Annotated in this window: 5 protein-coding genes, 16 tRNA genes, 2 rRNA genes and 1 riboswitch; of the genes, 1 reads left to right on the plus strand and 22 read right to left on the minus strand. The window is 44.4% G+C overall.

Features of this window, described 5'->3' with window-relative positions:
- Positions 1 to 5: 5 nt before the first annotated feature.
- The 3 genes from BTW01_RS06305 to BTW01_RS06315 form a co-directional block, all read right to left on the minus strand.
- The gene (locus tag BTW01_RS06305; RefSeq protein ID WP_162102168.1) at positions 6 to 203 is read right to left on the minus strand and encodes an FbpB family small basic protein; all 198 of its coding nucleotides are present in this window, start codon (positions 201 to 203) and stop codon (positions 6 to 8) included.
- A gap of 129 nt (positions 204 to 332) precedes the next feature.
- The gene (gene thiC / locus BTW01_RS06310; protein WP_162102169.1) at positions 333 to 2,105 is read right to left on the minus strand and encodes a phosphomethylpyrimidine synthase ThiC; all 1,773 of its coding nucleotides are present in this window, start codon (positions 2,103 to 2,105) and stop codon (positions 333 to 335) included.
- A 131-nt stretch (positions 2,106 to 2,236) separates the two neighbouring features.
- Positions 2,237 to 2,344: riboswitch (TPP riboswitch) on the minus strand.
- 59 nt (positions 2,345 to 2,403) lie between these two features.
- Entirely contained in the window at positions 2,404 to 3,105 is a 702-nt protein-coding gene (locus tag BTW01_RS06315; protein WP_162102170.1) for a Type 1 glutamine amidotransferase-like domain-containing protein, read from the minus strand.
- 117 nt (positions 3,106 to 3,222) lie between these two features.
- On the opposite strand from BTW01_RS06315, the gene BTW01_RS06320 reads away from it, so the two are divergent.
- Entirely contained in the window at positions 3,223 to 3,486 is a 264-nt protein-coding gene (locus BTW01_RS06320) for a spore coat protein (protein ID WP_162102171.1), read from the plus strand.
- A 51-nt stretch (positions 3,487 to 3,537) separates the two neighbouring features.
- Here BTW01_RS06320 and BTW01_RS06325 read toward each other — a convergent pair whose 3' ends face one another.
- The 19 genes from BTW01_RS06325 to BTW01_RS18265 all read right to left on the minus strand — a co-directional run.
- Entirely contained in the window at positions 3,538 to 3,741 is a 204-nt protein-coding gene (locus tag BTW01_RS06325; RefSeq protein WP_162102189.1) for a hypothetical protein, read from the minus strand.
- A gap of 337 nt (positions 3,742 to 4,078) precedes the next feature.
- Positions 4,079 to 4,160, minus strand: a tRNA-Leu gene (locus BTW01_RS06330).
- 240 nt (positions 4,161 to 4,400) lie between these two features.
- Positions 4,401 to 4,489, minus strand: a tRNA-Leu gene (locus BTW01_RS06335).
- 7 nt (positions 4,490 to 4,496) lie between these two features.
- Positions 4,497 to 4,567: transfer RNA gene (locus BTW01_RS06340), tRNA-Cys, on the minus strand.
- Between the two features lie 5 nt (positions 4,568 to 4,572).
- Positions 4,573 to 4,647: transfer RNA gene (locus BTW01_RS06345), tRNA-Gly, on the minus strand.
- 47 nt (positions 4,648 to 4,694) lie between these two features.
- Positions 4,695 to 4,766, minus strand: a tRNA-Gln gene (locus BTW01_RS06350).
- 9 nt (positions 4,767 to 4,775) lie between these two features.
- A tRNA-His gene (locus BTW01_RS06355) sits at positions 4,776 to 4,851 on the minus strand.
- A 24-nt stretch (positions 4,852 to 4,875) separates the two neighbouring features.
- Positions 4,876 to 4,949: transfer RNA gene (locus BTW01_RS06360), tRNA-Trp, on the minus strand.
- Between the two features lie 5 nt (positions 4,950 to 4,954).
- Positions 4,955 to 5,039, minus strand: a tRNA-Tyr gene (locus BTW01_RS06365).
- Positions 5,040 to 5,061: 22 nt separating this feature from the next.
- A tRNA-Thr gene (locus tag BTW01_RS06370) sits at positions 5,062 to 5,134 on the minus strand.
- A 5-nt stretch (positions 5,135 to 5,139) separates the two neighbouring features.
- Positions 5,140 to 5,215, minus strand: a tRNA-Phe gene (locus tag BTW01_RS06375).
- A 13-nt stretch (positions 5,216 to 5,228) separates the two neighbouring features.
- Positions 5,229 to 5,305 (minus strand) — tRNA-Asp (locus BTW01_RS06380).
- Positions 5,306 to 5,363: 58 nt separating this feature from the next.
- Positions 5,364 to 5,440: transfer RNA gene (locus tag BTW01_RS06385), tRNA-Met, on the minus strand.
- A gap of 7 nt (positions 5,441 to 5,447) precedes the next feature.
- Positions 5,448 to 5,523: transfer RNA gene (locus BTW01_RS06390), tRNA-Val, on the minus strand.
- Between the two features lie 9 nt (positions 5,524 to 5,532).
- Positions 5,533 to 5,604: transfer RNA gene (locus BTW01_RS06395), tRNA-Glu, on the minus strand.
- 34 nt (positions 5,605 to 5,638) lie between these two features.
- Positions 5,639 to 5,730 (minus strand) — tRNA-Ser (locus tag BTW01_RS06400).
- A 5-nt stretch (positions 5,731 to 5,735) separates the two neighbouring features.
- Positions 5,736 to 5,810, minus strand: a tRNA-Asn gene (locus BTW01_RS06405).
- 9 nt (positions 5,811 to 5,819) lie between these two features.
- Positions 5,820 to 5,935: ribosomal RNA gene (gene rrf / locus BTW01_RS06410) — 5S ribosomal RNA — on the minus strand.
- A 109-nt stretch (positions 5,936 to 6,044) separates the two neighbouring features.
- A 23S ribosomal RNA gene (locus tag BTW01_RS18265) occupies positions 6,045 to 6,185 on the minus strand; the annotation flags it as partial.

Consider the following 6,185-nt stretch of genomic DNA (forward strand, 5'->3'; position numbering starts at 1 on the left):
TGTCATTAGCGGGTTTTTTTGTAGTTAGTTACACATTGCGTGTGCTTCTCATCGATCTTCATATAAATTTCTTCCATGAGCTCAGCGCTGTTTGTAATCTCTCGTTTGTTTTTTTCTATCAGAAGCTCAAGCGGCAAAATTTGATTTTCATAGATTTTTCGCTTTCTGAATCGTTTTCTCCCCTTTTCTTTTTTGAATCCCATCAATAATCCCTCCTTTTTATACAAAAAAGGCCCTTATCTAAAGATAAGAGCCTTCGGTGTCCCGATCAGCAAATGCCGGAAATATATGTTAGCTATATTAAAACGTAATCCATTTCGCCTGTCAATCTATTATTTATACAGCTGGCTGCCTTGATTCACAAATTCTTCGGCTTTTTCTTTCATCCCTTCTTGAATGGCATCCGATTCACTAAGCTGTTTATCCTTCGCATAATCCCGTATATCCTGAGAAATTCTCATGCTGCAAAACTTCGGACCGCACATTGAACAGAAGTGAGCGGTTTTTGCTCCTTCAGCCGGGAGGGTTTCATCATGATATTCAAGTGCTCTTTCCGGATCAAGAGATAAATGAAACTGGTCTAGCCAGCGGAATTCAAAGCGGGCTTTCGATAACGCATCATCTCGTATTTGCGCTCCGGGATGCCCTTTTGCAAGGTCTGCCGCGTGCGCAGCAATTTTATATGTAATGACTCCTTCACGAACGTCATCACGGTTAGGCAGCCCCAAATGCTCCTTCGGCGTGACATAACAAAGCATCGCTGTTCCATACCAGCCAATCAGCGCCGCTCCGATCGCTGAAGTAATATGGTCGTAGCCCGGCGCAATATCTGTCGTCAGCGGGCCTAATGTGTAAAAAGGCGCTTCTTTGCAAATGTCCATTTGTTTATCGACGTTCTCTTTGATTTTATGCATCGGAACATGCCCAGGCCCCTCAATCATCACCTGAACGTCATGCTTCCAAGCGATTTGCGTCAGCTCTCCAAGCGTCTCTAATTCAGCAAACTGCGCCTCGTCGTTAGCATCAGCGATTGATCCGGGGCGAAGACCATCCCCAAGAGAAAACGCAATATCATACGTTTTCATGATTTCACAGATTTCTTCAAAATGAGTGTATAAAAAGCTTTCCTGATGATGAGCCAGACACCACTGAGCCATAATCGCTCCTCCGCGTGACACGATTCCCGTTGTCCGCTTGGCGGTTAATGGCACGTACCGCAGCAAAACACCCGCGTGAATCGTAAAATAATCCACGCCCTGCTCTGCCTGCTCGATCAGCGTGTCACGATAAATTTCCCACGTTAAATCCTCCGCTACGCCGTTTACTTTTTCAAGCGCCTGATAAATCGGAACCGTTCCCACAGGCACAGGGCAATTGCGGATAATCCACTCACGCGTCGTATGAATGTCTTTTCCAGTAGAAAGATCCATCATCGTATCCGCTCCCCAGCGGATGGCCCACGTCATTTTTTCGACTTCTTCTTCGATAGATGACGTAACCGCTGAATTCCCAATATTCGCATTAATCTTCACATGAAAATTCCGCCCAATAATCATCGGTTCACTTTCAGGATGATTAATATTTGAAGGGATGATCGCCCGGCCGCTGGCTACCTCGTCTCTGACAAATTCAGGAGGTACATGCTCACGAATGGCGATAAACTCCATCTCAGGTGTAATCATTCCCTTTTTTGCGTAGTGCATTTGTGTGACATTTTGTCCTGCTTTCGCTCTCAGCGGTTTACGCTTTAGACCTGGAAACCTTACGTTTGGACTCGCTTTTTTATAACCGTTATCTTCTGGTTTGACAGCCCGTCCTTCATATTCTTCAATATCGCCGCGATCTGTAATCCACTTTTGCCGAAGCGGCTTTAATCCTTCTTCAATATTAATCGTCACATCATGGTCAGTATAAGGTCCGCTTGTATCATAGACACGCACAGGGGCGTTCTCTTCTTCGCCGAACGTCCCTGTCGTCGGACTTAAAGCAATTTCCCTCATCGGAACACGAATGTCTGCAGAAGAACCCTCCACATATACTTTTTTGCTTCCCGAAAAACTCGACATAATCGACATGTTGGCTTGCTGCACTGAATTGTTTTTCATCACTGCTCTTCTCCTCTCTTCGTTTGAAAGGACAAAATCAAGCCCATAACCAGCACAAAAAACCGGATTCAAATGAATGAACCCGGTTACAGTCAGAAAGAAACATATTATTACCCAGCACGGCAATAATAAAAACAATTTCTCTACTTCCCTACGCTGGTACGAACCAGATCAGGTCCAAAGGGTTAAGAAGCTTACCTTCTCTCTCAGCCCGAAAGCGGGCACCCCCAGTAACTATTAATTTCGCACTCATCTTAACATAAAACGAATTAAAAAAAAAGGAAAATGTATAAAATATTCAGTTAATTAAATCTAGATATTTGACAGGCAGCGGGGTTTCATTAATGTTCTGTTCTCCCATCGTCACCTGATATGCTTTTGCAGCTGGTCTTGAACTCACTGTCTGAAATAGCTGATCATTTATAAAATGGAGAGCCGCCCCGTCATCTGCCGCATAGCCATCGCACAAAAATCCGTTAGATATCAGCTGATGGTATATCGGTCTACGATCCTTTTCACCGTCATAATGAGGACAAAAACTCCCTTGCAAAAAACCTAAACTTTTCATACTTGTCAGCGGCCCGGCTGAATCTGTCACTCCTTCTTCAAACCAGCAGATCGCACCGGCACTTAATCCAGCTAAAACCACACCATTTTTCCACGCTTCTCTGAGAATAAGATCCAGCCCCCATTCCTTCCATAACACCAGCATATTCCGCGTATTTCCCCCGCCGACATAAATCACGTCCTTTTCCATTACAAAAGAAGGTAAATCTGTTGATGGCGGCTTAAATAAGGATAAATGAGACGGCACACAGTCCAGTGTTTGAAATGCTTGATAAAACCGCTGCACATAGTTTTGGGAATCACCGCTCGCTGTTGGCAAAAAACAAATGCGTGGTGACTTCCGTTCCGCTTGATTGAGGATATATTGATCGAGGGACAAATTTTCCGGCTCCATCGAAAAACCCCCGCCGCCCATCGCAATCGTCTGTTTCATCAACCCACTCCCCATTAAAATTTGTTTTTCATTATAGCATTTTATATAAATGGCAGGGGTAAATAGTTTCGAAGCAGGAGAATCTAAAAAATAAAGTCCCCCTGACATTATTAGGAGATGAAGCCATTGAACAATTCCTTAGCCCTGATTATACCTGTAACAATTCTTGATTGCTTACTAACAATAAGAACCAGCATAAAACTATTTTCTGCAGCCATAACAGAAACCGCAAATCCTCACCTTAGAACAGCGCTGCATGATCAATTAGATGCAGCTGTTCATCTGCATGGAGAACTGTCTGACCTTCTGTTGGAAAAAGGCTGGCTCCTAGGTAAACCAGTTCAAATCAATTCGCATTTACTTTGCAATGAACTGTCCTAAAGTCATACCAAAAAGACGATGTCTCGTTTATAAGACATCGTCTCTTTTATTTTATTGCTCTACTCTTCTTAATGCCTCGTTTATTGTATCTTTTATAAACACGTCTTCACCACTCAATCGATTTAAGCTGATCTCACCGTTTCTCAGCCTTTCTGAAATATGATTTATATCCTCCTCTACCGTGATTTGCAGCTCACCAGCCAAAAACATTCTGTGTAATTCATCAGCAACCATACTTTCTTTGTTCATTCCAATCCGCTCCTTTGCTTTCAATATTATTTCTAGTGTGTCCGAAGACCGAACGAATAATAAAAAAAGTATGAACCAAACAAAGCTTTTCGTTTGGCATATACCTGTTAAAAAAAAAGAAAATGTAACATGTCATTTTTTTTATAAGCTTGCAACAAGTACGGGAGTCGGTGCTGAAAAAGCAGATAGAATTTTAGAGAAAGAAGAGGCGAGAAGAGCTTGGAGAGGTATTAGAAGATAGCATAAACCAATACGCTGAGTGAATAATACAAAGGCTATTATAGACTTCTTTTCTTTGAATAATATAAAAACCCGTTTCTATATAAGAAACGGGTTTTTCGTATACCGGTGGCCGGGGTCGAACCGGCACTCCAGAAGGAACACGATTTTGAGTCGTGCGCGTCTGCCAATTCCGCCACACCGGCAAATTTTTGTCGTATCTAACCGACGAATATAAATATATCATGGTTCTTATAAAGTGTCAACACTTCTCGAAAAAGTTTTCTTCGAAATATAATAAAAAAGTATCAAAAGACTTAGTTAAATACAATAGCTTAGAGCTTAATGATAAATCAATACAACAAAAAATGATCTACTTATGTAGATCATTAATACGATGATTTAAAATAATAAAACACCAATTCTTCTTACCCTGTAAGTAAAATTGGTGCCGAGGGCCGGACTTGAACCGGCACGGTAGTCACCTACCGCAGGATTTTAAGTCCTGTGTGTCTGCCAATTCCACCACCCCGGCAATAAGAAGGCGACACCCGGATTCGAACCGGGGATAAAGGTTTTGCAGACCTCTGCCTTACCACTTGGCTATGCCGCCATAATTGGAGCGGAAGACGGGATTCGAACCCGCGACCCCCACCTTGGCAAGGTGATGTTCTACCACTGAACTACTTCCGCATCTTAAAGGACTTCATACATTATATGCAGTTAATATAAAAATGAGACTGGGCTAGCTGGATTCGAACCAACGCATGACGGAGTCAAAGTCCGTTGCCTTACCGCTTGGCTATAGCCCAATGATAATATGGGGCGATTGATGGGAATCGAACCCACGAGTGCCAGAGCCACAATCTGGTGCGTTAACCACTTCGCCACAACCGCCATAATCTCAAGATGTCATAAATTTGGCAGGGGCAGTAGGAATCGAACCCACACCGGAGGTTTTGGAGACCTCTGTTCTACCGTTAAACTATGCCCCTATAAATGGTGGAGGGGGGCAGATTCGAACTGCCGAACCCTGAGGGAGCGGATTTACAGTCCGCCGCGTTTAGCCACTTCGCTACCCCTCCACATTAAGTTTTGAAAAAACAGTGCCGGCAAGAGGACTTGAACCCCCAACCTACTGATTACAAGTCAGTTGCTCTACCAATTGAGCTACACCGGCATAGGTGGTGGCTCGGGACGGAATCGAACCGCCGACACACGGATTTTCAGTCCGTTGCTCTACCAACTGAGCTACCGAGCCTTAATATTTAAAATGGCGGTCCGGACGGGACTCGAACCCGCGACCTCCTGCGTGACAGGCAGGCATTCTAACCAACTGAACTACCGGACCATATTGTATGAAATGATTTTGGCATCCTTCAGACGTTACCTATTTCATTTATATATTTTGGTTGCGGGGGCAGGATTTGAACCTGCGACCTTCGGGTTATGAGCCCGACGAGCTACCGAACTGCTCCACCCCGCGATGATAATGGTGGAGGATGACGGGCTCGAACCGCCGACCCTCTGCTTGTAAGGCAGATGCTCTCCCAGCTGAGCTAATCCTCCATCATATAATGACCCGTACGGGATTCGAACCCGTGTTACCGCCGTGAAAGGGCGGTGTCTTAACCGCTTGACCAACGGGCCCAAACTTTCAAATGTAATTATGTATAAGTATCAGTGGCGGAGAGCAAGGGATTCGAACCCTTGAGACGGAGTTGACCGCCTACACGATTTCCAATCGTGCTCCTTCGACCACTCGGACAGCTCTCCAATAATGGCTCCGCAGGTAGGATTCGAACCTACGACCGATCGGTTAACAGCCGATAGCTCTACCACTGAGCTACTGCGGAATGAATTCTGCCTGGCGATGTCCTACTCTCACAGGGGGAAACCCCCGACTACCATCGGCGCTGAAGAGCTTAACTTCCGTGTTCGGCATGGGAACGGGTGTGACCTCTTCGCCATCATCACCAGACAAATTCAGTGACATTTAACATTATACTATGTATCCTTGAGAAAATCAAGTGTTTTTTTAGAGAAATTATTCTCTCAAAACTAGATAACAGATGTAACAACATTCAAATGTGGTTAAGTCCTCGATCGATTAGTATCTGTCAGCTCCATGTGTCGCCACACTTCCACCTCAGACCTATCAACCTGATCATCTTTCAGGGATCTTACTTCCTTGCGGAATGGGAAATCTCATCTTGAGGGGGGCTTCATGT

The organism is Bacillus sp. SKDU12 (assembly GCF_010093085.1).
Lineage (GTDB): Bacteria > Bacillota > Bacilli > Bacillales > Bacillaceae > Bacillus > Bacillus mexicanus.